The organism is Variovorax sp. FG153 (genome assembly GCF_057809595.1).
In genome coordinates, this window is the sequence record NZ_JBMDKG010000020.1 from 73,905 (window position 1) to 100,782 (window position 26,878).

Annotated in this window: 20 protein-coding genes; 6 read left to right on the top strand and 14 right to left on the bottom strand. The window is 71.3% G+C overall.

Translation table 11 applies throughout. The features are described from left to right. Positions 1–89: 89 nt before the first annotated feature. Together ACODT0_RS21660 and ACODT0_RS21665 are read right to left on the bottom strand one after the other, a co-directional pair. Positions 90–1,250: a branched-chain amino acid ABC transporter substrate-binding protein gene (locus ACODT0_RS21660; protein ID WP_489042237.1), complete on the bottom strand. Its 1,161-nt coding sequence runs from the start codon at positions 1,248–1,250 to the stop codon at positions 90–92. Next, positions 1,247–2,155, bottom strand: coding sequence for a LysR family transcriptional regulator (locus tag ACODT0_RS21665; protein ID WP_489042238.1), 909 nt, complete (start codon positions 2,153–2,155; stop codon positions 1,247–1,249). Before ACODT0_RS21665 ends, ACODT0_RS21660 begins: the two co-directional genes overlap by 4 nt. Positions 2,156–2,261: 106 nt before the next feature. On the opposite strand from ACODT0_RS21665, the gene ggt reads away from it, so the two are divergent. Further along, the gene (ggt, locus tag ACODT0_RS21670) at positions 2,262–4,070 is read left to right on the top strand and encodes a gamma-glutamyltransferase (protein ID WP_479671047.1); all 1,809 of its coding nucleotides are present in this window, start codon (positions 2,262–2,264) and stop codon (positions 4,068–4,070) included. A gap of 81 nt (positions 4,071–4,151) precedes the next feature. On the opposite strand, the gene fahA is transcribed toward ggt, so the two are convergent. Genes fahA through ACODT0_RS21700 form a run of 6 tightly spaced genes read right to left on the bottom strand, consistent with a single transcriptional unit; the run spans position 4,152 to position 10,669 of the window. After that, positions 4,152–5,420, bottom strand: coding sequence for a fumarylacetoacetase (gene fahA, locus ACODT0_RS21675; protein ID WP_489042239.1), 1,269 nt, complete (start codon positions 5,418–5,420; stop codon positions 4,152–4,154). A gap of 28 nt (positions 5,421–5,448) precedes the next feature. Further along, positions 5,449–6,423: a Bug family tripartite tricarboxylate transporter substrate binding protein gene (locus ACODT0_RS21680; RefSeq protein WP_489042240.1), complete on the bottom strand. Its 975-nt coding sequence runs from the start codon at positions 6,421–6,423 to the stop codon at positions 5,449–5,451. Then, positions 6,420–7,730, bottom strand: a complete 1,311-nt coding sequence (hmgA, locus tag ACODT0_RS21685) for a homogentisate 1,2-dioxygenase (protein WP_057598158.1) — start codon at positions 7,728–7,730, stop codon at positions 6,420–6,422. The genes ACODT0_RS21680 and hmgA overlap by 4 nt, the downstream gene beginning before the upstream one ends. A 21-nt stretch (positions 7,731–7,751) precedes the next feature. Further along, positions 7,752–7,949 (bottom strand): DUF2783 domain-containing protein, encoded by a 198-nt coding sequence (locus ACODT0_RS21690; RefSeq protein ID WP_057593179.1) that lies wholly within the window; start codon positions 7,947–7,949, stop codon positions 7,752–7,754. A gap of 24 nt (positions 7,950–7,973) precedes the next feature. Further along, positions 7,974–9,650 (bottom strand): FAD-dependent oxidoreductase, encoded by a 1,677-nt coding sequence (locus tag ACODT0_RS21695; protein WP_489042241.1) that lies wholly within the window; start codon positions 9,648–9,650, stop codon positions 7,974–7,976. 59 nt (positions 9,651–9,709) lie between these two features. Next, positions 9,710–10,669, bottom strand: a complete 960-nt coding sequence (locus tag ACODT0_RS21700; RefSeq protein WP_057593181.1) for an MBL fold metallo-hydrolase — start codon at positions 10,667–10,669, stop codon at positions 9,710–9,712. Between the two features lie 119 nt (positions 10,670–10,788). Here ACODT0_RS21700 and ACODT0_RS21705 point away from each other — a divergent pair, with 119 nt between their 5' ends. From ACODT0_RS21705 to ACODT0_RS21715, 3 genes are read left to right on the top strand one after another with little or no spacing between them, the layout of a single operon-like run. Continuing rightward, on the top strand, positions 10,789–11,622 hold the full coding sequence (locus ACODT0_RS21705) for an IclR family transcriptional regulator (RefSeq protein WP_057593182.1): 834 nt from the start codon (positions 10,789–10,791) through the stop codon (positions 11,620–11,622). After that, the gene (locus ACODT0_RS21710; RefSeq protein ID WP_489042242.1) at positions 11,619–13,157 is read left to right on the top strand and encodes a serine hydrolase domain-containing protein; all 1,539 of its coding nucleotides are present in this window, start codon (positions 11,619–11,621) and stop codon (positions 13,155–13,157) included. Before ACODT0_RS21705 ends, ACODT0_RS21710 begins: the two co-directional genes overlap by 4 nt. 2 nt (positions 13,158–13,159) lie before the next feature. Next, positions 13,160–14,173, top strand: a complete 1,014-nt coding sequence (locus ACODT0_RS21715) for an alginate O-acetyltransferase AlgX-related protein (protein ID WP_057593184.1) — start codon at positions 13,160–13,162, stop codon at positions 14,171–14,173. A gap of 14 nt (positions 14,174–14,187) precedes the next feature. On the opposite strand, the gene ACODT0_RS21720 is transcribed toward ACODT0_RS21715, so the two are convergent. From ACODT0_RS21720 to ACODT0_RS21745, 6 genes are all read right to left on the bottom strand, one after another. After that, entirely contained in the window at positions 14,188–14,409 is a 222-nt protein-coding gene (locus tag ACODT0_RS21720; RefSeq protein WP_057593185.1) for a hypothetical protein, read from the bottom strand. A gap of 56 nt (positions 14,410–14,465) precedes the next feature. Further along, the gene (locus ACODT0_RS21725; RefSeq protein ID WP_296732683.1) at positions 14,466–15,122 is read right to left on the bottom strand and encodes an ABC-type transport auxiliary lipoprotein family protein; all 657 of its coding nucleotides are present in this window, start codon (positions 15,120–15,122) and stop codon (positions 14,466–14,468) included. Positions 15,123–15,155: 33 nt separating this feature from the next. Then, positions 15,156–16,127 (bottom strand): MlaD family protein, encoded by a 972-nt coding sequence (locus ACODT0_RS21730; protein WP_261210102.1) that lies wholly within the window; start codon positions 16,125–16,127, stop codon positions 15,156–15,158. Positions 16,128–16,130: 3 nt separating this feature from the next. Continuing rightward, positions 16,131–16,985 carry an ABC transporter ATP-binding protein gene (locus ACODT0_RS21735; protein WP_261210100.1) on the bottom strand — a complete coding sequence of 285 codons (855 nt, stop codon included), beginning with the start codon at positions 16,983–16,985 and terminating at the stop codon, positions 16,131–16,133. Beyond that, on the bottom strand, positions 16,982–18,154 hold the full coding sequence (locus ACODT0_RS21740) for an MlaE family ABC transporter permease (protein WP_057598159.1): 1,173 nt from the start codon (positions 18,152–18,154) through the stop codon (positions 16,982–16,984). Before ACODT0_RS21740 ends, ACODT0_RS21735 begins: the two co-directional genes overlap by 4 nt. 183 nt (positions 18,155–18,337) lie before the next feature. Continuing rightward, positions 18,338–19,228, bottom strand: coding sequence for a LysR family transcriptional regulator (locus ACODT0_RS21745; RefSeq protein ID WP_261210097.1), 891 nt, complete (start codon positions 19,226–19,228; stop codon positions 18,338–18,340). A gap of 270 nt (positions 19,229–19,498) precedes the next feature. On the opposite strand from ACODT0_RS21745, the gene ACODT0_RS21750 reads away from it, so the two are divergent. Together ACODT0_RS21750 and ACODT0_RS21755 are read left to right on the top strand one after the other, a co-directional pair. Continuing rightward, positions 19,499–25,168, top strand: coding sequence for an alpha-2-macroglobulin family protein (locus ACODT0_RS21750; protein WP_489042243.1), 5,670 nt, complete (start codon positions 19,499–19,501; stop codon positions 25,166–25,168). Positions 25,169–25,197: 29 nt separating this feature from the next. Continuing rightward, positions 25,198–26,835, top strand: coding sequence for a GMC family oxidoreductase (locus ACODT0_RS21755; protein ID WP_489042244.1), 1,638 nt, complete (start codon positions 25,198–25,200; stop codon positions 26,833–26,835). Positions 26,836–26,878 lie beyond the last annotated feature (43 nt).

Sequence of the window (26,878 nt, forward strand, 5' to 3'; positions counted from 1 at the left end):
GAAGCTTTCATGGCCGGGATATGACACGCGGCGCGCGGCGGGCGATCCGGTCGCGCGAGGAGTACGAAAGCTCGCAGCGGCCGCGCGCGCTACGGCATCTGGACCGTCGCCAGGTGCGCGCGCACGCCGTGCCTGAAGGTGTAGAGCGCCAGTTGCGGATGCAGCAGGTCGCCCTTCGCATCGAAGGAGATCCTGCCCGTGAGCCCGGCGTAGTCGCGCGTGCGTGCCAGGAAGGGCAGGTAGGTCTCGGGGTTCGCGGAATCGGCGCGGCGCATCGCATCCGCGAGCAGTTTCACCGCGTCGTAGGAATACAGCGAGACCAGCTCCGGGTCCATGTCGAAGCGCTGGCGGTAGGCCTTCCGGAAGTCGCGCAGCCGGCCTTCGCGGTCGTCCTCGATCTCGCCCGAGGCCGCGCAGAACACCTGGTCGTCGCGCGCCGCGCCGCCGGCCAGGCGCAGCAGCTCGTTGTCGCAGATGCCGTCGCCGCCGAGCATGCCGGCACCGAGCCCGAGCTGCTTCATCTGGCGCAGCATCGGGCCGGCCATCGCGTACATGCCGCCGACGAAGATCGCATCGGGTTGCTGCGCCTTGATCGTCGTGAGGATGGCCGAAAAGTCGCTGCTCCTGTCGCTCGCATGTTCGCGGCCGACGATGGTGCCGCCCGCGCGCACGGCGGCCTTGGCGAACTCCTCGGCGATGCCGTGGCCGTAGGAGCTGCGGTCGTCGACGATCGCGAAGCGCTTCATGCGCAGCCGCTGCACCGCATGGGTGGCGATCGCGTCGCCGATGCTGGCGTCGCCCGCGACGATGCGGAAGGTGGTCTTGAAGCCCTGGTCGGTGTACCTGGGTGCCGTGACCGAAGGCGAGACCTGCGGAATGCCGGCCTCGCTGTAGAGCCGCGAGGCGGGAATGGCCGAGCCCGAGGTCTGGTGGCCGACCACGCCGTGGACCCTGGCGTCCACCAGCTTCTGCGCGGCCGCGGTGCCCTGCTTCGGATCGCCAGCGTCGTCCTCGGCCATCAGCTCGAAGCGCGCGCGTTGCCCGCCGATGCGCAACTGCTGGCGATTGAGTTCGTCCACGGCCAGTTGCCCGCCCTTCTGGTTGGCCTTGCCCGAGACGGCCAGTGCGCCGCTCATGGGCGCGACCAGGCCGATGCGGATGGTCTGCTCCTGCGCGAGCGCGCCGAAGGCGAGACCGGCCAGCGCGCTCGCCAGCACGCGCTTCGCGATGCGCGACGAAGAAGGCTTCATGGGGTCTCCCGCGCCGCGAACCAATGGGCCGCGAACTCGCGCACCACCTGCACCAGCTTCTGTTCGCCCTTGCTGGCCAGCCGCACGAGCGCGACCGGGATCGACAGCTCGAGCTGCGACTCGACCGTGATGCGCCGCAATCGGCCCGCGGCGATCTGCTCGCCGGCGGCCGCGAGCGCGCCGAAGAAGATCGCGTCGGAGCGCGCGGTCGCGGCGATCAGGGGCTCGAGTTCCTCCGACTCCACGGTGGTCGAGTGGCGCACGTCGTCGTTCAGGCCGTAGTGCTCCTTCGTCAGCGTCGCCACCTCGTCCGACACGTCGGTGCTGAGGATCGGGTACTGCAGCAGGTCCTGCATCGTGACCGCCGCGCGCGCGGCCAGCGGATGGCCGACGCGGCAGATGGCACCGCCCGCGAGGCCGCCCAGGCGCTCGACCACGAGCTCGTCGGACAGCACCAGCGAGCGCGCGTCGATCAGGACGGCGTCGATCGAGCGGTCGCGCAGGGCACCCATGAGGAAGCGCGCCGTGCCGCGGCGCACCAGCAGCTTCACGCGCGGATGCGCCTCGAGCACGTGGTTGATGAAGTCCGCGCTCATGCACGCGCCGGGGCCGGCACCGAAGCCCACGCGCAGCGTGCCCTCGAGCACGGCCTCGTCCCTCACGCCGACCGAGAGGTTGTCGACGTCGACCAGCAGCCGGCGCGCGCGCTCGACCACCAGCGAGCCCGCGGCGGTGGTGGTGCAGCGCCGCCCGAGCCGCTCGATCAGCGGCACGCCGATTTCGGCCTCGAGCGACTGGATGCTCTTGCTCAGCGCCGATTGCGTGAGATGCAGGTTGGCGGCCGCGCGGCTGAAGGAGCCGGTCATCGCCAATTCGATCAGGTGCGCCAGCTTTCTTGTCTCCATGAGGATCCGGAATAGGTAAATCGAAAATCTTTCGTTAGACGCTGGCAGGACCGGGCACTACAGTCCGCCCCCGGGAGTGCGCACCCCCCAAAAAAGCCTGGCGAGCATGCCAGAGATTCACAACTTGAGGAGACTCACAGTGCCCTTCACGCACGCCACGTCGCGCCGCGCATTTCATTCCCTGATCCTGTTCGCCACCATCGGTATTTCCGCTTGCGGCGGTGGCGGATCGGGCACCGCCTTCGCCCCCGTCGTTCCCGCCGCGCCACCGGCGCCTCCGGCCGAGAGCACCACGCTCAACGCGGGCGCGGTGGCATCGCCCGACCAGTTCGGCGCGGCCGCCGCCAAGCAGATCCTCGACGCGGGCGGCAATGCCGTCGATGCCGGCGTCGCCACGGCCTTCGCGCTCGCCGTCACACTGCCCGAGGCGGGCAACCTCGGCGGCGGCGGCTTCATGACGACCTGGATGAACGGCAAGCCCTATTTCCTCGACTTCCGCGAGAAGGCACCGGGCGCGGCCACGCCCACCATGTACCTCGACAAGAACGGCGACGTGATCCCGGGCCTGAGCCTCGACGGCTCGCTGGCCGCGGGCGTGCCGGGCTCGGTCGCGGGCATGTGGACCGCGCACCAGCGCTTCGGCAAGCTCAGCTGGGCGCAGGTGCTGGCACCGGCCATCGCCTATGCGCGCAACGGCTTCGTCGCGTACTCGACGGCCGAGCTGACCACCGTCAACAGCCGCTCGAACTTCAACAAGTACTTCGGCGGCAAGATGATCAAGGGCCAGCTGTTCAAGCAGGCCGAGCTGGCCGACACGCTGCAGCGCATCAGCGACAACGGCGGCAGCGAGTTCTACACCGGCAAGACGGCCGACCTGCTGGTGGCCGAGATGGGACGCACCGGCGGCCTCATCAGCAAGAACGACCTGAAGAACTACCAGGCGGTGTGGCGCGATCCCGTGGCCATCGACTGGAACGGCCACACGGTCTACACCGCGCCGCCGCCGAGTTCGGGCGGCTTCGGCATTGGGCAACTGCTCAAGATGAAGAAGGACCTCGAGCCGCAGTTCGCCAAGGCGCCGCTCAACTCGGCGCAGTACGTGCACCTGACGGCGGAGATGGAGAAGCGCGTGTTCGCGGACCGCGCGCAGTACCTCGGCGACTCGGACTTCTACCAGGTGCCGATGCTGAAGCTGCTGGCCGACGACTACCTCAAGGGCCGCGCGGCCGAGGTCAACCCCGCCACGCCGACGCCGCTGGCCAAGGTGAAGCCCGGCCTCGGCACCGACCCCGTGCCGCCGGTCAGCACCGGCGAGAAGCCGCAGACCACGCACTTCTCGGTGGTCGACAAGTGGGGCAACGCACTGGCCATCACCTACACGCTCAACGGCGGCTTCGGCAGCGGCATCGTGGTCGAGGGCGCGGGCTTCCTGCTCAACAACGAGATGGACGACTTCTCCGCCAAGCCCGGCGTGCCGAACCAGTTCGGCGTGGTCGGCGGCGATGTCAACTCGATCCAGCCCAACAAGCGCCCGCTGTCGTCGATGAGCCCGACCATCGCGGTGAAGGACGGCAAGCTCGCGCTGGTGCTCGGCACGCCCGGCGGCTCGCGCATCTTCACGGCGGTCTACCAGGTGCTGGTCAACGTGCTCGACTACAAGCTGCCGCTCGACCAGGCGCAGGCGCAACCGCGCTTCCACCACCAGCTGCTGCCCGACAACGTCATCTACTACGAGGCCGAGCGCTTCCCCGCGGCCACGGCCGACAACCTGCGCGCACGCGGCTGGACGATGCAGGACGGACTGGCCGGCGGCCAGAACATCCAGGCGATCCAGGTCGTGGGCAATGCGCCGGTGCCGGTGTCCGACCCGCGCAATCCCGACGGCCTCGCGCTCGTGGTGGCGCCGAAGCCCTGAGGCCCTGACGTGAAAAAGGCGGTGAAGGCGTTGCCGCCTTCACCGCCTTCACTGTCTTGTGCAGGACGAACGCCGGTGGCGTCAGACCACCGTGCCGCTGACCTCGCCGAGCCCGATGCGCACCGCGCCCGCGCGCTCGCACCAGCCGCGCATCACCAGCGTGTCGCCGTTCTCGAGGAAGGTGCGCTTCTCGCCGTTGGGCAAGGTCACCGCCTGCTTGCCGCCGAGCGTGAGCTCCATCAGCGAGCCGGCCTGGTCGGGCTTCGGGCCCGAGAGCGTGCCCGAGCCCAGCAGGTCGCCGGGCTGCAGGTTGCAGCCGTTCACCGTGTGGTGGGTCACGAGCTGTGCCGCGGTCCAGTAGGCGGCCTCGGTGGTGTTGCCGAGCGTGAGGCGCACCGGCGCCTCGCCGGCCTCGCGCATCTTCGCGGTCTGCAGCAGCACCTCGAGCGTGATGTCGAGCGCGCCGGCTGCGCGGTTCGACGGCGCGTCGAGGTAGGGCAGCGGATGCGGATCGCCCTCGGGCCGCTCGAACTTCGCGCGGAAGGGCGCGAGCGCTTCCATGGTCACGATCCACGGCGACAGCGTGCTCGCGAAGTTCTTCGCGAGGAAGGGGCCGAGCGGCTGGTACTCCCAGGCCTGCAGATCGCGCGCCGACCAGTCGTTGAGCAGGGTCACGCCGAACAGGTGCTCCTCGGCCTCGCCGATGGCGATCGGCTCGCCGAGCGCATTGCCGCGGCCGACCAGGAAGCCGAGCTCGAGTTCGTAGTCCAGGCGCTTCGACGGACCGAAGCTGGGCTCGGCGGCATCGGGTGCCTTGGTCTGGCCCTGCGGGCGCTTGAAGACCTGGCCGCTCACGCCGATCGACGAGGCGCGGCCGTGGTAGCCGATCGGCACCCACTTGTAGTTGGGCATCAGCGGCTGGTCGGGACGGAACAGCTTGCCGATGGTGGTCGCGTGGTGGATGCCGGTGTAGAAGTCGGTGTAGTCGCCGATGCGGCAGGGCACGGTCATCTCGGCCTGCGCCTGCGCGACGAGCGCCTTCGACCAGGCGGCCTGCTTGTCGCTGCCTTCGGCGAGGCCGGCCGAGAGCGCGGCGCGCAGCGCCTGGCGCTCCTTGGTGCCCGCGGCCATCAGCGCGTTCATGTCGTCGCTGTCGACCAGGCCCGCGGCGCGCAGGTCGAGCACCTGGTCGCCGATGGCGACGCCGATGCGGAAGGCCTCGGTGCTGCCGGCCGCGCGGAAGCGGCCGAAGGGCAGGTTCTGGATCGGGAAGTCGCTGCCGGCTTCATTGGCCGAGGCGACCCAGCTGCGCAGTTTCGGGTCGTGGGTGGCGTTCAGTGCGGTGGTCATGGATGTGTCTTTCGTTGCTGTGTTCGGTTCACTCGGCCGTCATGCCGGCCTTCTTCGCCACCTCGCCGAGCCGCTGGTACTCGGTCTGCGTGAGCGTGGCCAGTTCCTGCGCGCTCGAGCCGCGCGGCGAGAAGCCGGCCTGCGCCAGCTTGGCTTTCACGTCGGGCTGCGCGAGCGCCTCCACGAAGGCCTCGTTGAGCACCTTCACGATCGGCGCCGGCAGGTTGGCGGGGCCGTAGACGCCGAACCAGGGCTCGAGCGCATAGCCCTTGAGGCCGGCCTCGGCGATGGTCGGCACCTCGGGCAGCGAGGGCGAGCGCGTGGGACCGGCCACGGCCAGCGCGCGCAGCTTGCCGGCCTGGATGTGCGGCAGCGAGGCCGGCAGGTTGTCGAACATCAGGCCGATGTTGTTGCCCAGCATGTCGGTGATGGCCGGGCCGCTGCCCTTGTAGGCCACGTGCGTCAGCTCGGTGCCGGTCATCTGCGCGAACATCACGCCGGCCAGGTTCATCGAGGTGCCCGCGCCCGCGGTGGCGTAGGGCATGCCCGGAGTCTTCTTCGCGGCCGCGATCAGGTCGGCCACCGACTTGATCGGCGAGGCCGCCGGCACTTCGAGCACGATGGTCGAGGTGCCCAGCAGGCTGATGGCCGTGAAGTCCTTGCGCGGGTCGAAGGCCATCGACTTGTAGATGTGCGGGTTCAGCGCGTTGGTCGAGATGGCGCCGAAGCCGATGGTGTAGCCGTCGGGCGCGGCCTTGGCCACGGCATCCATGCCGATGTTGCCGCCCGCGCCGCCGCGGTTGTCGATCAGCACCGGCTGGCCCAGCTTCTCCGACACCTTCTGGCCCACGGTGCGCGCCACCAGGTCGGTGGTGCCGCCCGGGGTGTAGGGCACGATGAAGCGGATCGGCTTGGTGGGGAAGTCCGCGGCCTGCGAGAACAGGGGCGCGGCGAGCAGCGCGAGGACCGCGGCGCGGCGCGTCAGTGCGAAGACGGGGTTCATGGCTTGAACTGGTCCTTGAGGCCGGCCCAGCAGTCGGCGTAGTCGGTGTCGAGCGCCTTGCTTTGCAGCGCGAAGTTCGTCGGGATGAAACGGTAGCGGCTCTCGAACATGAAGGCCAGCGTGTTGTCGAGCTTGTGCGGCTTGAGGTCGGCGTGGGTGGCCTTGTCGAAGGCTTCCTCGTCGGGGCCGTGCGGCACCATGCTGTTGTGCAGGCTCGCGCCGCCGGGCTTGAAGCCGCCGGGCTTGGCGTCGTACTCGCCGAGCACCAGGCCCATGAACTCGCTCATCAGGTTGCGGTGGAACCACGGCGGACGGAAAGTGTTCTCCATCACCATCCAGCGCGGCGGGAAGATCACGAAGTCGCAGTTGGCGGTGCCGGGCGTGTCGCTGGGCGAGGTCAGCACGGTGAAGATCGAGGGATCGGGATGGTCGAAGCTGATCGAGCCGATCACCATGAAATGCGCGGTGTCGTACTTCACGGGCGCGAGGTTGCCGTGCCAGGCGACCACGTTGAAGGGCGTCTGCTTCATCGGCGCGTGCCAGAAGCGGCCGCCGAACTTCTTGACGATCTCGTAGCCGCCTTCTTCCGTTTCGAAGGCCGCCACCGGCGCCTGGAAGTCGCGCGCGTTGGCCAGGCCGTTCGAGCCGATCGGGCCGAGCTCGGGCAGGCGGAAGTGCGCGCCGTAGTTCTCGCAGACGTAGCCGCGCGAGAGGCCGTCGGGCAGCGCAACCTTGAAGGCCATGCCGCGCGGCAGCAGCGCGATCTCGCCGGGCTTCACCTCGAGCACGCCGAGCTCGGTGGTGATGACCAGCCGGCCCTGCTGCGGCACCACCAGCATCTCGCCGTCGGCGTTGACGAAGGCGCGCTTGTCCATCGAGCGGCCCGCCAGGTACATCAGCGAGCCGATGCCGACCTGCGACTCGGCATCGCCGTTGGCCGCGATGGTGTGCATGCCGTCGACGAAGTCGTGCCCGGCCGCGCCGTCCAGCGGCTGCGGATGCCAGCGCAGCGGCTCGGGCGGCAGCGCGATCTCGCGGTCGGCGCCGGTGGTCCAGTGCGCCTGCGCATAGGGCTGGTAGCGGCCCGACACCACCGAGGGCTGGCGGCGGTAGAGCCAGGTGCGGCGGTTCTCGTGGCGCGGCGCGGTGAAGGCGGTGCCCGAGAGCAGCTCGGTGTAGAGGTCGAAGGGCCCGCGCTGCGGGTTGTTGCGGCCCTGCGGCAGCGCGCCGGGCACGGCCTCGGACGCGTATTCGTTGCCGAAGCCGCTCTGGTAGCGGCGCTCGGTGGCGGGAGTTGCGGCGGTCATGGTGTCCTCACTGGGTGGTGTTCATTTCGCGGCCGCGAGCGCTTCGCGCAGCACGGGCAGCGAGCCGATGTGGTTGGCCAGCAGCAGCACGAGGCGCGCGTTGTACGCGTGGCTCTCCTCGGTGCTCAGGCCCTGGTGCGCCTCGATCAGCGCTTCGTAGAAATCGTCGGGCGCCTCGAGGTGCGCGTCGGTGATCAGCGTGGGGGTGGATGCGGTCATGGCAATGTCTCGCTGCGTGTGGTCTCAGGCCTTGCCGAGCGCGCGGTCGAAGGCCGCGCGGATCTGCGCGGACGATGGCGCGCGCCAGCGCGCGCTCACATGCTGGTCGGGGCGCAGCAGGTAGACGGTGCCGGGCCGCGCATCGTAGCGCCGCACGGCCAGTTCGCTCGCTTCGCCCGCGGGCACGCGCACGGTGCGCAGCGGCAGCGCCGCGGCCTCGATGGCGCGCAGGCTCCGCGCGACCGCCGCGTCGTCGGCATCGCCGAACACCAGCGCCGTGAAGCCGTGCGTGCGGCCGAGCTCGCGCAGCAGCCAGCCGCTGCCGCCGTCGGCGAGCGCCACCGGCGCGTCGGCCGCGGCCGCGCCCGGCACCATCGCGCCCGCGAAGCCGTCGCCTTCCACGTCGGGCGTGTTGAGCGGCGAGCCGCGCAGCACCGAGGGCACCGACAGCCGGCCGCTGTTGACCAGCGTGCGCGCGAAGGCGTGCCGCCGCGTCAGCGCCAGCACCGCGTCGCGGAACAGCCGGCTGACCTCGCTCTTGGGCGTGATGAAGTCGGTGGCGCGCGTGGAGTTGCGGATGTTCTCGTCGGCCGCGTACTCTCGTTCGCCGGCATAGCTGTCGAGCAGCGCATCGGGCGCCTCGCCGCGCACCACGGCGGCCAGCTTCCAGGCCAGGTTGTCGGCGTCCTGCACGCCCGAGTTGGCGCCGCGCGCGCCGAACGGCGACACGCCGTGCGCCGAGTCGCCCGCGAACAGCACGCGGCCGTGGCGGAAGCTGTCCATGCGCTGGCAGGCGAAGGTGTAGACGCTGGCCCAACCGATCTCGAACTGCACGCCCGCGTGGCCGATGCTGTCGAGCAGCGCGCGCACGCGCGGCACGATGCGCTCGGGCTTGCGCTCCTCCACCGGGTCGGCCTCCCAGCCGAGCTGGAAGTCGATGCGCCACATGCCGTCGGCCTGCTTGTGCAGCAGCACGCTCTGGCCCGGATGGAAGGGCGGGTCGAACCAGAAGCGGCGCTCGGTCGGCAGCTGCGCGTCCATCGTGATGTCGGCGATCAGGAAGCGGTCGCGGAACACGCGGCCCTTCGATTCCTGGCCCAGCAGCTGGCGCAGGTTCGAACGCGAGCCGTCGCAGGCGCTCACGTAGTCGGCGGCCAGCCGGTACTCGCCCTCGGGCGTTTCCACGGTCAGCGTCGCGCCATCGGCGTCCTGCGCGATGCCGGTGACCTTGTTGTTCCAGCGGATGTCGATCAGCGGCAGCTGCGCCGCGCGCTCGGCCAGGTAGCCCTCGACGTAGTACTGCTGCAGGTTGATGAAGGCCGGGCGCTCGTGGCCGGGCTCGGGCAACAGGTCGAAGCGGTAGACCTGCTCGTCGTGGAAGTAGACCTTGCCGATGTTCCACGACACGCCCTTGTCGACCATGCGGTCGCCGCAGCCCAGCCGGTCGAAGACCTCGAGCGTGCGCTTGGCGAAGCAGATCGCGCGCGACCCGGTCGACAGGGTGTTGTCGTTGTCGAGCAGCACCACCGGCACCTGGCGCAGCGCGAGGTCGATGGCCAGCGCCAGGCCCACGGGGCCGGCGCCGACCACCACCACCGGGTGGCGCGCGGGCGGGGCCGCGTCCTGGTCGGGGTGGCGGCGGTAGTCGAAGCGCAGGCTCTGGTAATCGACCTGCGCGGCTTCGGTGGCGAGTGCGTTCACGTCCGTTGTCTCCGTCTCTTCTGTCCTGCCGCTCCCTCGGCGGGGAGGGAGCGCCCGTCTCAGCCTTCGAGCGCCTTCCACATCTCCACGTCGCGCTCGGCGGTCCACACGCGCGGGTCGACATGGCCCGAGGCCTCGTCGTAGGCGCGGCTCACGTCGAACGGCATGCAGTGGTCGAAGATCACCCACTGGCTGTACTTGGGCTTGAGCTTCTCGTAGGTGTCCTTGTAGACCGCGTTCAGGTCGCGCCCGGCCTTCACGCCTTCCTGCACGCTGGCGTAGACGTCGGCGATGAAGTCGCGCGTGCCCGTCAGGCCCTCGGCCACGGCCTCGGGCGTGGTCAGCGCGGCGCCGCGGCCCGGCACCAGCGCGGCGGGCTTGAGGGCGGCGACGTTGTCCAGCGTCTGCGGCCAGTCCTTGAAATAGGCGTCGCCCGCGTACGGCGTGGCGCCGAACTCGACCAGGTCGCCCGAGAGCAGCGCGCGTTCCTGCGGCAGCCAGACCACGGTGTCGCCCTTGGTGTGGCCGCGGCCGAGCTGCAGCAGCTGCACCTCGAGCTTGCCGAGCCACAGGGTCATCTTGCCGGTGAAGGTCATGGTGGGCCAGGTCAGGCCCGGCGGCACGGTCTCGACGTTCTGGAACAGGCGCGGGAAGCGGCCGATCTCGCTGGCCTTGTCCTGCTCGCCGCGCTCGACGATCAGGTCGCGCGTGTCCTGGCTCGCCAGGATGTGCTCGGCACCGTAGCCGGCCGCGCCCAGCACGCGCACCGCGTGGTAGTGGGTGAGCACCACGTACTTGATCGGCTTGTCGGTCACCTCGCGGATGCGGCGCACCACGTCGGCCGCCATCGCGGGCGTGGCCTGGGTGTCGGCCACCAGCACGCAGTCGTCGCCGATCACGATGCCGGTGTTCGGGTCGCCCTCGGCGGTGTAGGCCCAGGCGTGCTCCGAGATCTGGCTGAAGGTGACCTTCTTCTCTTCCATGTCGGCCTGGCTGGCGAATTTCTTGGCTTGGCTCATCGTGTGTCTCCGGTGGAGTGAGTGGGTGGATCGTGAATTCGTCTAAATCGAACGAATTTGCGGTTAACGAATTTCCGCGAGTGTAAGCCGCGAATCGCTTCATGTCTAATCCCCACTCCATGAACGAAGCACAACCTGACGCCGACCGCGCCCAGCGCGGCATCCAGAGCATCGAGGTCGGCGGCCAGCTGCTGCGCGCGCTGGTGCACCACGGCCGGCCGATGGCGCTCAAGGACCTGGCGCGCGAGGCCGACATGACGCCCGCCAAGGCCCATCCCTACATGGTGAGCTTCGGCCGGCTGGGGCTGATCGAGCAGGACCGCGCGAGCGGCCACTATCTGCTCGGCCCGCTGGCGCTGCAACTGGGCCTGATCAGCCTGCAGCAGGCCGACCCGGTGCACATCGCCACGCCGGCCATCGCCCAGCTCGCGCAGCAGACCGGCCACACCATCGCGCTGGCGGTCTGGGGCGCGCGCGGCGCGACCATCGTGCGCACGGCCGAATCGCCCTCGCCGGTGCACGTCAACATGCGCCACGGCACGGTGTTCTCGCTGACCAACACGGCCTCGGGCCGGGTGTTCGCGGCCTACCTCGACGCCGAGCGCGTGCGCGAACTGCTCGAGGCCGAGCGCCTGCGCCAGAAGCAGCGCAAGGCCGAGCCCGCGCCGCCGGCCGGCATGCCGCCGGTGCAGCCGCTGCCCTCGTGGGCCGATTTCGAGCGCCAGTTGCAGGAGGTGCGCGCGCACGGCATCAGCCGTTCCGACGGCGAGGTGATCGAGGGCGTGAGCGCCATGGCCGCGCCGGTGTTCGACCACACGGGCGCGATCGTGCTCGCGATCACCGCCATCGGCCCGGCCGGCATCTTCGACACGACCTGGGACGGCGCCATCGGCACCGCGCTCAAGGGCTGCGCCGACGCGGTGTCGCAACGGCTGGGGGCGAGCCGCCGATGAACGCGTCGAATGCCGTGGCCGCGGGCCTCCAGGCCCTCTCGCTGTCCGTCTCCCTCGCCTTCGCGGGTGGTGCCGCCGCGGCCGACGACGGCCCCTGGCCCACCGCCGGCTGGACCGTCGCCACGCCCGCCTCGCAGGGCATGGACCCGGCCGAGCTCGCGCGGCTGGTGGAACTCGGCGCCACCCACCAGCTCGACAGCCTGCTGGTGGTGCGCCACGGCCGCATCGTGGTGGAGGCCTACTACGCGCCGTTCCGCCCCGGCCTGCGCCATGCGGTCAACTCGGTCACCAAGGCCGTGGTGGGCACGCTCGCGGGCATCGCCATCGAGGACGGCCGGCTGCGCCTCGACGACCCGGTGTTCGACGGCGCCACCGATCCCCAGCGCAGCGCGGTCACGGTCGCGCACCTGCTCGACATGACCTCGGGCATCGACTGGACCGAGCCGCTCAACGACCGCGGCAAACCGGTCTCGCTGATCGAGATGGAGCGCGCGAGCGACTGGGCCGCCTACGTGCGCGGCCGCCCGATGGCGCAGGCGCCCGGCGCCGGCTTCAACTACAACAGCGGCAACTCGCAACTGCTGTCGGCGCTGCTCGCGCGGCGCACCGGCGGCGACCTGCGGGCCTACGCCGCCGAGCGCCTGTTCAAGCCGCTGGGCATCGCCGACCTGCGCTGGCGCCAGGACCCGCAGGGCCTGCCCGTGGGCGGCTTCGGCCTCGCGCTGCAGCCGCGCGACATGGCGAAGATCGGCCAGCTCTACCTGCGCGGCGGCCGCTGGGAAGACCGCCAGCTCGTGCCGGCCGCCTGGGTCGCGAAGAACCTCGCGGCCACGGTCGAGATGAAGGACCTCGGCACGCCGGGCTTCTTCTATGCCAACGGCTGGTGGACCCTGCCCGCGCGCCGCGTCTACATGGCCATGGGCCACAACGGCCAGGGCATCGTGGTGCTGCCCGAGGCCGACGCGGTGGCGGTGTTCACGAGCACGCGCGCGGCGCCGGTGCCTCTGCTGATCGAGCGCATCCTGCGGTCGGTCAAGGCCGGCGGCGCCGTCGCCGACGATGCCGCGGCCCAGGCCGCGCTCGAGGCCGCGGTGGCGAAGGCCACGGCCGAGAAGCCCTCCGAGGCCGGCCCGGTGCCCGAGGCGGCGCAGCGCCTCGCGGGCCGCACCTGGCGCTTCGGTGCCAATCCGATCGGGCTGCGCAGCCTGCGGCTCGAGCTCGATCCCGCGAACCCGCGCTACGAGGTCGTGACCGCCGCGCGCCGCCCCGGCGGCGCCGACGAGCGCTTCACCGCGCCGATCGGCCTCGACGGCCTGTTCCGCACCAGCCCCGCGGGCGGCCCGATGCCGGTGGTCGCCACCCGGGGCCGCTGGAGCGATGCGCGCAGCTTCGACGTGGAAGCGCGCATCCTCGGCGAACCGCTGCGCACCCGCTACCTGCTGCGGCTGCGCGAAGATGGCGCCGAGGGCATCGACCTCGTCTTTTCCAACTCCTACGGCTTCCAGGCCGAAATGCGCGGGGAGCCCGCGCCATGACCATGAACGCTTCCTTCGCCAGGCTCTGGCTCTGGATCTTCGGCATCGGCTATGCCGTGCTCGTCGGGCTGCTGCTGCAGACCCTCTTCACGCCCGCGCCCTACGGCGACCTCGCGCGCATCGGGCGCATCTCCGACCACGACTTCGGCTGGCGCATCGACCCGCCGCACGTCGATCCCGCGCTGCTGCGCGGCGTGCCGCTCGAGCAGGCCGACATCCTGGTGATCGGCGACAGCTTCTCGGCCACGCACCGCTGGCAGTCGCAGCTCGCGAAGGCCGGATACGGCGTCGCCACCACCTACTGGCAGGGCATCGACGAGACGCTGTGCGACGACTTCGACGGCTGGCTCGCGGCCGGCGGCTTTCGCGGCAAGCTGGTGATCGTCGAGAGCGTGGAGCGGCTGGTCGATTTCCGGCTCGAGCGCTCGCAGGCCTGCCGCGAAATGAAGAAGCCGCTGGCGGCGAATCCCGAGGTGCCGTCGCCGCCGCTCGACAGCGTGCCGGGCTTCGCGCTCAACTGGGAGGGCCAGCTCTACGCCGGCTTCCTCACGCAGCGCTGCACGCGCGCGGCCATCGAAGGCAAGAAGCGCAGCGGCTGCGACCAGCAGACGCGCGCGCATGCGGTGCCCGACGGCTGCGCGCTGTTCAGCAACCGGCGCTGCGAGATGGCGCTGTTCCTGGGCCAGGACGAGGCCAGCCGCGAACTCACGGCCGCGCACGCGGCGCAGCTGCAGGCCTTCGGCAAGGCGCGCGGCACGGTGCCGATCCTCTGGATGATCGTGCCCGACAAGACCACCACCTATCTCAAGCCCGCGCATTCGCGGGACTTCGTGAAGGCCTTCGGCGAGGCCGGCCTCGGCCCCGACCTGTACGCCTTCGCGCAGCAGCAGAAGACCGCGATGCGCGACTTCTACATGCCCAACGACACCCACATCTCGATGCAGGGGCAGCTGGTGCTGGGCGACCGCATGGTGCAGGCGGTGAAGGAGAAGCTGGCCGCGCCGCGCGGGGGCTGAGGCCGCGAGGCCGTTCAGCCCTTGCGGCCGCCGAACAGCACCAGCACGCCGCCCACCACGATCGCCGCGACGCCGGCCCAGGCCGGGAAGTTCACTGTCTGCTTCTCCTTGACCGACAGCTCGATCGGCCCGAGCTTGGCCTGGTGCGTCTCGCGCGTGAAGCTGAAGCCGCCGAGACCGAGCCCGGCGATGCCGGCGACGATCAGGATGATGCCGACGATGCGGGTGGCGTTCATGGTGGGTGTCCTCCGTCCGTGGGCCGATGCGGTGTGCCGCGGCTGGCGGCAGCTTACTACCGCGGCTGCTGCTGTTGCTGCTGGTCCACCCACTGCACGATCTCGGCGATCGCCGCGTCGCTGGCCGCGGCCAGCGCCTTCACGCCGCCCGGTGCGTCGGCGCTCGGCGCGGGCCGGCGCACGGTGATCAGCTTCTGGCCCAGCACGCGGTCGCCGCCGGTGCCGCCGCGCACGAGCGTGACGCGCAGCCGCACCAGGCCCACGCTGGCGGTGGGCGAATCGAAGTAGTGGCTGAACTCGTCGAGCGAGAGACGCAGCGTGTCGGGCACGCGGCCCTCGGCGCGCGCGATGGTCGCGCTCTCCTCGGGGCCGAGCACGGTGCGGCGCTCGGCCAGCGTGTCGCGCAGCCGCTGGCGCAGCAGCTGCGCGGGCGACAGGCTCCAGCGCGACTGGCCGTAGGGCTTGAGTTCGTTGGCGTCGGCATAGCCGAGGCGGTAGAGGATCTGCGTGCCGTCGAGCCGTGGACTGGCCTCGATCTCGGGCAGCGCGATCATGGTCTGCGCCGTCGGTGCGCTGCTCGCCTGCTGCGCCGCCATCGGCCCGGGACCGAAGTCGTAGAGCGTGGCGCGCTGGGGCTTGTCGGGCAGCGCGCCGCAGCCGGCCAGCAGCAGCGCGAGGCCAAGGCCGAGAAGGGGATGCGTGGCGTTCTTCATGGTCGTTGTCCTGCCATCGTGGATGCCGGTGCCTCAGGGCCGGGCGCCGTTGCCCGAGGCGGGCGGCGGCGAAAAGCCCGGCTCGCCCGGTCCGGCCGCCGCGCCGCCGTTGCCGAACAGCAGCGATTGCGGGTTGTCGTTGATGCTGTCGGCCGCGCGGCCGAGCCGGCGCACCGCGTGCGAGGTGTCGTCGGCCACGCGGTTCACGCGCGGCAGCGTGGCGGCGTTGAAGGAATCGACCGCCTGCGCCAGCGCCTTGGTGCCGTCGCCCAGGCGCTGCACCGGTCCGTCGGGTGCGTTGAGCCGGGTCACGGTGCCGTTGAAGTTGTTCGCCACGCGCGAGACGTCGCCCGCGGCCTTCTTCACCGAATCGAGCGTGTCGGGCAGCCGCTGCAGCACGGGGGCGACGCCGGTCTTCACGGTGCCGTCGAGGCGCTGCATCAGCTGGTTGGCGCTCGAGGTCGCGGCCGCGATGTTCTCGAGCGCATCGGCCACGCGCTTCTGGTTGTCGTCGTTGAGCAGGCGGTTGGCGCGCTTGGTCACCTCCTCGACCTGGTTGATGATCGCCTCGCCGCGGTCCTGCAACTGGGCCAGCATCGAGGGCTTGAGCGGGATGCGCGGCGGGTCGCCGTTGTCGGGCTTGAGCGCCACGTTCGATTCGCCCTTGTCGTCCAGCGCGATGAAGGCCAGGCCGGTCACGCCTTGGTAGCTCAGCGTGGCGAAGCTCGAGGTGGTCAGCGGCACGCGTTCGTCCACCGTGATGCGCACGCGCACGTTGCCCTTCACCTTGGGGTCGAAGTCGATCAGCGTGACCTTGCCGACCGCGATGCCGCGGTAGCGCACCATCGCCTGCGGCTGCAGGCCGCTGACCGGGTCGCGCGTGGAGAGCTCGTAGATGTTGCGCACGGTGCTGTCGCGCGTGAACCAGACCACCAGTCCCACGAGCACGGCGAGCAGGCCGAGCACGAAGGCTCCGGCGGCGAGGGCATGGGCCTTGTTTTCCATGGACTACCTTTCGGCGCCGCCGGCCCCGAGCCGCGGCGCATGTGATTCGGGGGCGGGTTTGTCGTGCAGCGCCTCCAGGGCGCGCTGGCCGCGCCCACCGAGAAAGTACTCGTGGATGAAGGGATGCGGGTAGGCGATCACCTCGCGCGCGGTACCGCTCACGATGACCTTCTGGTCGGCCAGCACCGCGATGCGGGTGCTGAGGTCGAACAGCGTGTCGAGGTCGTGCGTGACCATCACCACCGTGAGGCCGAGCTCGCGGTGCAGCCCGCGCAGCAGGTCGCAGAAGCTGTCGGAGGCCTCGGGATCGAGGCCGGCCGTGGGTTCGTCGAGCAGCAGCAGCGGCGGGTCCATGATCAGCGCGCGCGCCAGCGCCACGCGCTTGATCATGCCGCCCGACAGGTCGGCCGGGCTGCGGTTCGCATGGCGCGGCTCCAGGCCCACCATCTGCAGCTTGACCAGCGCCGCGTTGCGGATCAGCTCGTCGGGCAGCAGCTTGAGCTCGCGCAGCGGAAAGGCGATGTTCTCGAGCACGCTGAAGGCCGAGAACAGCGCGCCGTGCTGGAACAGCATGCCGACGTTGGCCGCGCCCGCCGCGCTGAGTTCGCCGGGCGCCTGGCCCAGCACCTCGACCGTGCCCTTCGAGGGCTTCTCCAGGCCGAGGATCTGGCGCAGCAGCACCGTCTTGCCGGTGCCCGAGCCGCCGACCAGCGACAGCACCTCGCCGCGCGCGATGCGCAGGTCGAGGTCGCGGTGCACCACCTGCTCGCCGTCGGTGTTCCTGAACACGGTCCACAGCCGGCGGATGTCGACCACGGTCTCGGGCGCGGCGGTGGAAGGCGTGGCCTGCGCGTTCATCCGCGGAACCCGATGCCCTTGAACAGCACGGCGAACAGCGCGTCGACCAGGATCACCGCGGTGATCGAGGTCACGACCGACGAGGTGGTGCCGCGCCCCAGGCTCTCGGTGTTGGGCTTGACCTTCATGCCGAAGTAGCAGCCGATCAGCGCGATCAGGATGCCGAACACCGCCGACTTGGCGGTGGCCAGCCAGAGGTTGGCGATCGGCACCGCGCGCGGCAGCGCCGAGAGGAAATAGGCCGGCGAGATGTCGAGCGCCGCGTCGGCCGCGAGCATGCCGCCCAGGAGCGCCGCCATCGAGGTCCACAGGCTGATCAGCGGCATCGCGATGGCGAGCGCCAGCACGCGCGGCATCACCAGCCGAAAGCCGTGCGGGATGCCCATCACGCGCATCGCGTCGAGCTCCTCGGTCACGCGCATCACGCCGATCTGCGCCGTGATCGCCGAGCCCGAGCGGCCCGCGATCAGCACCGCCGCGAGCACCGGGCCGAGCTCGCGCACCAGCGACAGGCCGAGGATGTTGACCACGAAGGTCTCGGCGCCGTACTGGCGCAGCTGCTGCGAGATCAGGTAGGCCAGCACCACGCCGATCAGCAGGCCGACCAGCGCCGTGATGTGCAGCGCCGTCGCGCCGAACTGGTAGAGGTGGCCCGAGAAGTCGCGCCAGGGCCCGCGGTGCGGCGCCGCCAGCAGCTTGCCGACGTCGATCGTGAGCTGGCCGATCAGCCCGACGAAGTCGCGCACCACGCCCATCGCGCGCGGGCCGTTGTGCGAGAAGTCGCGCAGCCGCTCGGTCAGCGTCCTGGCCGGTTCCTCGGGCGTGCCGACCGTGTATTGCGCCACCTGGTCGAGCACCGCCTTGTGCCGCGGCGCCAGCTCGAGCGTGGCCGGCCAGTCGTGGCGCCAGCGCTCCCACAGCAACTGCGCGCCGATGTGGTCGAGCTGCGCGATCGGGCGCAGGTCCCAGGCCGCATCGTCCTGCCTGGGCAGCGCGTCCAGGCTCTTCGCGAGCGCCTGCCAGTCGGCGGCCGAGGACATCGCCAGCGTGGTCCAGCGGCCGCTCGCCACGATCCAGCGCCGGCCGTCCTGTTCGCGCGACTCGATGCGGGGACTCGCGCCGACGTCGGCTGCAGCGGGGCTGTCGGCAGGCGTCGTGGTGGAGGGCATGGTCCGGGGGGCGGGTGGGAAGAGGAGGAAGGAGGAGCGAAACGAACCAAAGGTTTCAAAATGCAGCGCGCATCCTAACCGTAGGCCCCGGGGCGCCATGTGCGACCGAACCCTGGATTACGTAGGGAAGCACGCCGTTTTTCCTGAGGCCTTTCTTAACTTTTCGTGAAACCTTTTGGAGGCTCAGCTCCAGGCGCGCGTCAGCGCATCCCAGGCACTCGCGATCACCGGCTCGTTGCGCCGCGCCGCCAGCGACACGAAGCGCAGCGCGCAGTCGAGCTGCACCCGGTCGGCCAGCACCAGCCCGTGGGCCTGGCTCTCGCGGATCGCGATCGAGTCGCGCAAGAGGCTCAGGCCCACGCCCGACTTCAGCAGGTCGAGCATCGAGGCCTCCTGGTCGACCAGCGCCACCCGGCGCGGCGCCAGGCCCAGCGGCCCGAACACGCGCTCGAGCAGCCGGTGGTGCGCCGATTCGGGCGGCGTCGCGAGCCAGGGCAGCGCCGCCAGCGCCTTCCAGTCGCGCCCCGTCACCTGAGGTCCCCAGCCGGCCGGCGCGACCACGCGGTAGGTGAAGCGCGTGAGGGTGCGCGCGGCCAGCGCGGCATCGCCGCCGTCCGCATCGCCGTCCGCATCGAGATGGAAGCCCACGTCGAGCTCGCCGCGCAGCACCTGCGCCAGCACCGTGCCGCTCATGCCGTGGCGCAGCTCGGTCTCGATCTGCGGCGCCGACTCGACCAGCTCGCGCAGGAACATGCCCAGGCGCGTGAATTCGGGATCGAGGATGGTGCCGATGCGCAGCGCGCCGCGCACCGTCGACTGCAGGTTGCGCGCCGCCTGCTGCAGGTCGCCCACCGCGGCCAGCACGCGCTCGGCCTGCGGCAGCAGCGCCGCGCCGTCGGCCGTGAGCGCCAGCCCGTGCGGCGTGCGGGTGAACAGTTGCAGGCCGGTGTCCTCCGCCAGGCGCTTGAGTTGCAGGCTCACGGCGGGCTGCGTGAGGTGCAGCCTGGCGGCGGCGCGCGAGACGCTGCCTTCGCGCGCGGCCAGCACGAAGGCGCGCAGGATCTGGAGGTCCATCGGGGCGGCGGCAGTCATATAAGGCAGGTTTATACGCTGGGCGAACCGAATTCATTGGCTTTCCCCTCGTGGATTGGGCCCAATGATGGCCATGGAGCAGTCGCCGCATCCATCAGTCCGTGAAATATCTTTCGCCGTCACCGGGGCGGGTCGATGCCGCTTTCGCTGAAACCTTTCTTTCGTAGAGTCGCCGTGATCCCCAGGAGGGGTGGACGGAGCGCAGGCCTTGCGCATCCGCGGGCACAAGACTTCACGAAGAACGGAGGAACCATGGCTGCGACTTCTCGCGAGGCATCCCGTCGAACCCCTTGGCCGATGGCCGTGCTGGCCGCGTTGCTGGCGGCCTGCGCGACGCCGCCGCTGCATGCGGCCAGCGTGCTGTCGGTGAGCCCGCAGGGCGAGGCGCGCGACGTGCGGCAGGTGGCGGTGCGCTTCGACGCCGACATGGTGCCGCTGGGTCAGGACGACGGTGCCGAACCCGCGAGCGTGCAGTGCACGCCGCGGACGCCGGCGGGCAGCGCCCGCTGGATCGGGCCGCGCGCCTGGGCCTTCGAGTTCGCGCAGGACGTGCGCGGCGGCACGCGTTGCCGCGTGGTGTTCAAGCCGGGGTTGAAGACCTTGGCTGGCGAGGCGGTGAGCACGCCGTCGATGGCCGGCTTCGTCGCCGGGCCCTACGGCTTCTTCAGCAGCGAGCCGGCCGAGGGATCGGAGATCGCGCCCGATCAGGTCGTCCTGCTGCGCCACCATGACCCGCAGCCGGCCGAAGCTGCGCCAACGCTGGCGGCCGGCTTCGCCTGCGAGGTGCACGACGGCGACCGGGTGCGGCGCCAACCCGCGGTGGCCGTGACCGGGGCGGCGCTCGAGGCTGCGCTCGAGACCGCGCGCCGCGAGCGCGGATCGCGCAATTTCGCACTCGGCCTGCGCTGCGCGCAGCCGGTGCCGGAGGGCGCCGTGCTGCGGTTCGTCCAGGACGGCGAGCCGCGGTCCTTCAGCTATCGCGTGCGTCCGCCCTTCACCGCCCGCGTCGGCTGCACCGTCCTCGAACATCCCAGGGGCCGCGAGGCCTGCGACCCGCGCCTGTCGCTGAACATCGTGTTCTCGGCGCCGCTGTCGCTGGAGGCCGCGCGGCAGGTTCGGCTCGTGGACCCGGCGGGCCGGGACATGCCGCTGACCCCGATGCCCGCCTGGCGCCAGCCGCAGGAGACGACGCAGCTGACGGCGACGCCTGCCGCGGCGGGCTTCGGCGAGGACAGCCGCTACAGCCTGCGGATGCCGGCCGAACTGCGCGACACGCTGGGCCGGCCGCTCGCCAACGCCGGCGAGTTCCCGCGAAGCGTCGCCTTCGTGCAGCTGCCGCCCTATCTGGGCGCCGTCCATGCGCAGTCGGTCATGCCGTGGCAGCCGGGTAGCGGCGGCGCGGTCGCGGCCTTCGCGGTGCGTCGCGCTGAAAAGTCCTTGCCGGTGCGCCAGTGGCGCTTCGGCGGCGAGATGGGCGAGGGCATCGAGGCCTATGCGATCGAGTTGCTGCAGGCCCGCAGGTCGAACGCCTGGCCCGCCACGCCGCTGGACGACAAGGCCGGCGCGCCGCGCACCTCGACCATTCCCACGCAGGGCGGCGCGATGGAGTTCGTCGGCGTGCCGCTGACAGCGCCCGGCCTGCACGTGGTGCGCGCCGACAGCGCGGCCTTCTCCGACTACATGGGCAACCGCAAGCCCTTGCCGGGCGAGCGGCCGGACCCCGGGCCGTTCCAGCGCTACACGGTGGTGCAGGCCACCAACCTCAACCCCGATGCGCGCTTCAGCGACATCGGCGCCTCGTCGGTCTGGGTGACCGCGCTCGACACCGCGCTGCCGGTGGCGGCCGCGGAGGTGGCGATCTATTCCTGCAAGCGCGAACTGCTCTGGCGCGGCAGGACCGACGCGCAGGGCCTGGCGCAGCCCGGCGAGGCGCTGCGGGGCCGGCTCGCCTGCAGCGACGCCGGCTATGCCAACGGCGCCTGGGTGGTGGTGCGCGCCGGCAACGACATGGCCGTGATGCAGGTGCCGGCGAACTGGTACGGATATCAAGCCACGGGCGGCGCCGCGCGCAACCTGCGCGCCCACACGGTGCTCGACCGCACGCTCTTCAAGGCCGGCGAGACCGTCGGCATGCAGCACGTGGTGCGGTTGCTGGAAAGCCGCGGCTTCGCCCTGCCGCCGCGCGGCGCGGTGGAGATCGAGATCCGCCATGGCGCGGGCGAGAAGGTCTTCGCCACCAGCGCGATGCTCGGCGCCGACGGCAGCGCCACGAGCGCATGGACGATCCCGCGCGATGCCCGGCTCGGCGACTACACGGTGAGCCTGTCGCAGGCCGGCAGCCGGCTCGGCGGCACGCAGTTCCAGGTCGAGGAGTTCCGCACGCCGGTGTTCGACGCGGCCCTGCAGGCGAAGGCCTTCTGGGAGCGCGACACGCAGGTGGCGCAGCTCGATGCGCGGCTGGCCTACTTCGCGGGCGGTGCCGCGGTGGGACTGCCCGTCGAGGTCAAGCAGAGTTGGCTCGCGCAGGTGCGCGCGCCGCGCGAAGGCTATTCCTTCTACGACGCGGAGACCGCCCAGGGCCGCGCGATGCCGCCGGCCATCCCGGCCGAACAGGCGCGGCTCGATCGAGACGGCAAGGCGCGCATCCGTCTCGCCGCGCCGCCGCTCGAGCGCCCGATGCTGCTGCAGACGGAGTTGAAGTTCCAGGACCCGAACGGCGAGACGCAGACCGTCGGCAGTGCCGCCATGCTGTGGCCCGACCGCATGAAGCTCGGCCTGCGCGTGCGCGCGAAGGAGCGCGACCGGCCGCAGGCGATCGAAGGCATCGCGCTCGACGACAGGGACCGGCCGGTGGCGGACGAACCCGTCACGGTGCGCGTCAGGCCCGTGCGGCGGGACTGGAACGGCGGCCAGTACAGCATCGTCGATCTGGGCCCCGAGACGCAGGTGTGCAGCGCGCGCACCGACGCCCAGGGCCAATGGGCTTGCGAATGGCGACTGCCCGACGATGCGCAGGGGGCACAGGTCGCCGAACACTGGCTGTTCGAGGCCAGCGCCGATTCGCTCAGGCACAGCCGAGCGATCGTGCGCACCGCGATGCTCGAGAACCGCTGGTCGCTAGGCTGGCGCGAGGCGCTGGCGCGCGACGCGCTGCAGGTCGACAACGGCCCGGACTTCGGCCCCGGCGACACGGCCATCGTCGTCGCGCGCCCCGAGCGCCTGCCGGCCCATCTGCTGCTGACCGTCGAGCGCGAGGGCGTGATGAGCGCGAGCGTGCATGCGCTCTCGGCGCTGCAGCAGCGCATCGCTTTGCCGCTCGCCGCGCAGCACGCGCCCAACGTGGCCCTGTCCGCGCGCTACGTGTATCCGCTGCAGGGCGCGGGCAAGGACGAGCCGCTGTCGAGCGCGCAGCGCGCCGACCTGCGGGTGCGGCCCGATGCATGGACGCTCTCGGTGGGCGTGCGGCCCGCGGCCACGGATGCGCGGCCACGCGCGCAGGTGCCGGTGGAGGTCGCGGTGCGCGATGCCGCCGGCCGGGCCGTGGCCGATGCGCGCGTCACGCTGGTGGCGGTCGACCAGGCACTGCTCGCGCTCAAGCCCAACGGGACCTGGGCGCTCGCGAAGGCGATGTTCGCCCAGCGCGGCAATTCGGTGCGCGGCGGCGCGCTCGATGCCGGGCTGCTGCGCGGCGTGGACCTCGGATGGCAGCCCACGCACCGGCCTTACGACGAGGCCGCGCGCAGCATGCCCGGCGTGGTGCCGGCTCCCGCGGCGATGATGGCGGCCGGCAGGGCGGCGGGGCTCGACGGCGGCGACGCGCCCCCGACACGCTCCGATTTCTCCTCGCTCGTCCTCTGGCGCACCGACCTGCGCACCGACGCCCAGGGCATCGCCCGCGCCACCGTGCCGCTCAACGACGCGCTGACCCAGTTCCGCATCGTCGCCATCGCGAGCGCGGGCGAGGCGCAGTTCGGCGAGGGCGAGGCCACGCTCGTCAGCACCCAGCCGCTGCAGATCTTCAGCGGCCTGCCCGAGCTGCTGCGTGCGGACGATGCGATCGTGCAGAAGCTCAGCCTGCGCAACACCGGCAAGGCAGCGCTCGCCGCGGTGCTCAAGGCCGAGGCCGCGGTCGAGCCCGGCGACGAATGGTCGGGCGCGCGCGAGATCGTGCCCGCCGAGGCACTGGCCGCGCGCGGCCTGAAGATCGAGCGCCGGCTGCAGCTCGCGCCCGGCCAGACGCAGGAAGTGCTGTGGCCCGTGGCCGTGCCGGGCGGCGCGGGCGCGCTGCGCTGGCGCATCGGTGCGCAGGGCCGGGGGGCCGGCGTCGACGAGCGCGACGCGCTGGAGATCGTGCAGCGCGTGGTGCCCGCGCTGAACGCCACGGTGCGCCAGTCGATGCTGCTGCCGGTGGCCGACGCGGGTGCCGTGCCCGTGGCGCAGCCGCGCGATGCGGTGCCGCTGGTCGGCGGCGTGCGCGTCGCGCTGCAGTCCAGCCTGGTCGATGCCGCGCTCGCCGAATCGATGCGCTGGATGGCGCAGTACCCGTACATGTGCCTCGAGCAGCAGAGCTCGCGCTTCGTCTCGCTCGACGACCGCGCGAGTTGGGACCGGTTGATGGCGCAGTTGCCGAAGTACATCGACGACAAGGGCCTGGCGCGCTACTTTCCCGAGCCCACGCTGCCGGGCAGCGAGATGCTCACGGTGCAGCTGCTCGACATCGCGCAGGCCAAGGGCTGGCCGGTGCCCGAGGCGCAGCGCCGCCGCATGCTCGATGCGCTCGAGTCGCTGCTCGAAGGCCGCCTCGAGGCGCAGGACTGGGCGCCGCGCAACTACCTCGAATCGCAGCAGCTCGCCGCGCAGGCCACGCTGGTCGAGCAGGGCCGCCGGAACATCGTGCTGCGGCCCCAGTCCGTCGCTGCGCTCTCGGCGCAGTCGCTGGTCGACTGGTCGCGCACGCTGCTGGCCATGCCCGCGGACGCCGTGCGCGATGCCGCGCTGGCCGAGGCCGGCGCGCAGCTGCGCGGCCGCTTCGACGTGCAGGGCACGCGCATGCGCTGGCGCGACGAGCCGGCGCTGCACTGGTGGTGGTTCATGTGGAGCGGCGACAGCACGGCCGCGCGCATGGCGCTGCTGGCGCAGCAATGGGCGCGCACCGATGCGGCCTGGAAGGCCGATGCGCCGCTGATCGTGCAGGGCCTGGTCGGCCGCCAGAGCGCGGGCCGCTGGAGCACCACCACCGGCAATGCCTGGAGCACCGTGGCGCTGCGCAACTTCCAGCAGCAGTTCGAGGCCGGACCGGTCGACGGCGTCACGCGCGCGGCGCTGGGCCGCGCGACGCGCGAGGCCGCCTGGACCGATGCGAAGGCGCCCGACATGCTGCTGCCCTGGCCCGCGCAGGGCGCGCAAGGCACGCTGCAATTGCGCCACGAAGGCGGCGGCAAGCCCTGGGCCGTCGTCAGCGCGCTGGCCGCGACGCGCAATGCGCAGCCGCTCGCGCACGGCCTGTCGGTGCGCCGCAGCGTCACGCCGGTGGAGCGGAAGCGCAAGGGCCGGTGGTCGGTGGGCGACGTCTACCGCGTGCGGCTCGATCTCGAATCCACGGCCGCGCAGACCTGGGTGGTGGTGCGCGACGCCGTGCCCTCGGGTGCCAGCCAGCTCGGCCGCGGCCTGGGCCGCGAGAGCAGCCTGGCGCGGCAGGGCGAGACGCAAGGCGGCTGGGCCTGGCCCAGCCACGTCGAGCGCGCCACCGACAGCTGGCGCGCCTATTTCCGCTACGTGCCGCGCGGCCAATGGCGCGTGGAGTACACCGTGCGCCTGAACAACGCGGGCGAATTCAGGCTGCCGCCCGTGCGCGCCGAGGCGATGTACGCGCCCGAGGTCTTCGGCGAGGGCGTGCCCGAAACCATGACCGTCCAACCCTGAGAGCACACGCCAGAAAAGAGAAAGCAAAGATGAGAGACAACGACACCACCTTCGACTACATCGTCATCGGCGCCGGCACCGCCGGCGCGCTGCTCGCGAACCGGCTCAGCGCCGACAAGGACAAGCGCGTGCTGCTGGTCGAGGCCGGCCGCAAGGACGACTACCACTGGATCCACATCCCGGTCGGCTACCTCTACTGCATCGGCAACCCGCGCACCGACTGGCTCTACAGCACCGAGCCCGATGCCGGCCTCAACGGCCGCGTGCTGCGCTATCCGCGCGGCAAGACGCTGGGCGGCTGCTCGAGCATCAACGGCATGATCTACATGCGCGGCCAGTCGCGCGACTACGAGCAGTGGGCCGCGCTCACCGGCGACGAGGAATGGCGCTGGCAGAACGTGCTGCCGGCCTTCAAGAAGCACGAGGACTTCTACCTCGGCGCCGACGAGATGCACGGCGCGGGCGGCGAATGGCGGGTCGAGAAGCAGCGGCTGCGCTGGGACATCCTCGATGCCTTCGCGGCCGCCGCGGTCGAGGCCGGCGTGCCGCACACCACCGACTTCAACCGCGGCAGCAACGAGGGCGTGGGCTACTTCCAGGTCAACCAGAAGAACGGCTGGCGCTGGAACACGGCCAAGGCCTTCCTGCGGCCCACCTGCTACGGCCGGCCCAACTTCGAGCTCTGGACCGGCGCGCAGGTCTCGCAGCTGGTGATCGAGCGGCAGGCCGACGGCACGCAGCGCTGCACCGGCGCGCGGATCTGGAACGGCCAGGAGATGGTGACGGCGCATGCCACGCGCGAGGTGATCCTGAGCGCGGGCAGCATCGGCTCGCCGCAGATCCTGCAGCTCTCGGGCATCGGCCCGGCGGAGCTGCTGCGCCAGCACGGCATCGAGGTGGCGGTCGACGCGCCCGGCGTCGGCGCCAACCTGCAGGACCACCTGCAGATCCGCGCGGTCTACAAGATCGACGGCGCGCCCACGCTCAACGTGCTGGCCTCCTCGCTGTTCGGCAAGGCGCGCATCGGCCTGGAGTACGTGATGAGCCGCAGCGGCCCGATGAGCATGGCGCCCTCGCAGCTCGGCGCCTTCACGCGCAGCTCGAGCGATCGCGAGTGGCCCAACATCCAGTACCACGTGCAGCCGCTGTCGCTCGATGCCTTCGGCGAGCCGCTGCACGCCTTCCCGGCCTTCACCGCGAGCGTGTGCAACCTCAACCCCACGAGCCGCGGCACGGTGCGCATCCGCTCGAAGCGCTTCGAGGACGCGCCCGCGATCGCGCCCAACTACCTGAGCACCGACGAGGACCGCAAGGTGGCGGCCGACTCGCTGCGCGTGACGCGCCGCATCGCCGCGCAGCCCGCGCTCGCCAAGTACAAGCCGCAGGAATGGAAGCCCGGCGTGCAGTACCAGAGCGACGAGGACCTCGCGCGCCTGGCCGGCGACATCGCGACCACCATCTTCCATCCGGTGGGCACCACCAGGATGGGCGCCGACAACGATCCGATGGCGGTGCTCGACGCGCGGCTGCGCGTGCGCGGCGTGCAGGGCCTGCGCGTGGTCGATGCGGGCGCGATGCCGACCATCACGAGCGGCAACACCAACAGTCCCACCTTGATGATGGCGGAGAAGGCGGCGGGCTGGATCCGCGCGGAAGCCGGGCGCTGAGAGCGCTCCAGGAACCGTTCGGGCTGAGCCTGTCGAAGCCTCG